At 73.7% G+C, this 1,438-nt stretch carries 1 protein-coding gene; it reads left to right on the top strand.

Going from position 1 to position 1,438, the window contains the following annotated elements:
* The coding region (locus ACGF5C_RS34550) for a condensation domain-containing protein (protein ID WP_393308592.1) at positions 1–1,438 on the top strand (1,438 nt) is incomplete at both ends.

Below are 1,438 nucleotides of genomic sequence, written 5' to 3'. Positions count from 1 at the left end.
GGTGACTCGATGCTGGCGGTGACGCTGGTCGGGACGTTGCGTGCGGCCGGCTATCCGACGAGTGTGCGGGACGTGTTCGCGCACCGTACGGTCCGTGGCCTGGCCGCGGCTCTCGGCGGCGCCGACGCGGTCGAGGCGTTCACCCCGGTGGCTCCGTTCGCCCTGATCAGCGAGGCCGACCGGGCCGCCCTGCCTGCGGGCCTCACCGACGCCTACCCGGCCACGCAGGCCCAGGTCGGCATGGCGGTGGAGATCGCCAAGGACGAGGCCACCGCGCCATACCACATCGTGCACGCGATGCGGGTCCAGGACGATCTGCCCTTCGACGTCGCGCCGCTGCGCGCGACCCTCGCGGAACTGGTCGCCCGGCACGAGACGCTGCGCACCTCGTTCGACCTGACCGGCTACTCCATGCCGATGCAGCTGGTGCACGCCGACGCGCAGGTGCCGGTTGCGGTGCACCCCGACGCGGCCGACCACCCGGCGTACGTCGCCGCGGAGCGGGAGCGGCCGTTCGACCCGGCGCAGCCGCCGCCGCTGCTGCGGGTCGCCGTGCACCGCGAGGACGAGCGGGCCTGGTGGCTCACCGTCTCCGTCAGCCACCTGGTCACCGGGGGCTGGGACCTCAACCTCCTGCTGGCCGACCTGCTCGGCGGGTACCACCGGCGGCGGCGCGGCGAGCAGCCCGACCCGGTCGAGCCGGCGGCCGTCCGGTACGCGGACTTCGTCGCCGCCGAGCTGACGGCCCTGCGATCCGAGGCGGACGCCGACTACTGGCGGACGGTGGTGACCGGCCGGCCGAAGCTCACCCTGCCCGGTGCACCCACCGCGGACACCGGCCCCCGGCGGGTGCACCGCGCCACGCTGGACATCGCCGACCTGGACGGCGCGTTGCGCCGGCTCGCCAGCACCGTCGGCGTACCGGTCAAGGCGGTCCTGCACGCGGCGCACCTGAAGGTGATGAGCCAGCTCACCAACGAACCCGCCTTCCACTCCGGTCTGGTGTGTGACGCGCGGCCGGAGGTGCGGGGTGCGGAGCGGGTGCACGGGATGTACATCAACATCCTGCCGTTCGGGTTCGCGCGGGGTGCGCGGACGTGGCGGGACCTGGTGCGGTCGGTGTTCGACCGTGAGGTGGAGTTGTGGCCGCACCGGCGGTATCCGTTGCCGGCGGTGCGGCGGCTGACCGGTGTGGACGCCCACCCGATCGACGTGGTCTTCGACTACACCGAGTTCCGCCGCGCGAACGCCGACAGCGAGGAGCAGGTCGGCTTCGAGGCCGTCGCCGGCGAGGGCGGCACCGAGTTCGCCCTCCAGGTCACCGCGGCCAGCGGCTTCCTCGACCTCGTCGGTGACGCGCGGGTGTTCGACGGTGCGGGGTTGGCGCGGTTGGCGGGGATGTTCCGGTCGGTGGTGGAGGCGATGGTCGCGGATCCGG

It is taken from the genome of Micromonospora sp. NPDC047620 (assembly GCF_043205005.1).
In the GTDB taxonomy this organism is placed as follows: domain Bacteria; phylum Actinomycetota; class Actinomycetes; order Mycobacteriales; family Micromonosporaceae; genus Micromonospora.
This window is presented reverse-complemented; position numbering and strand designations above follow the sequence as displayed.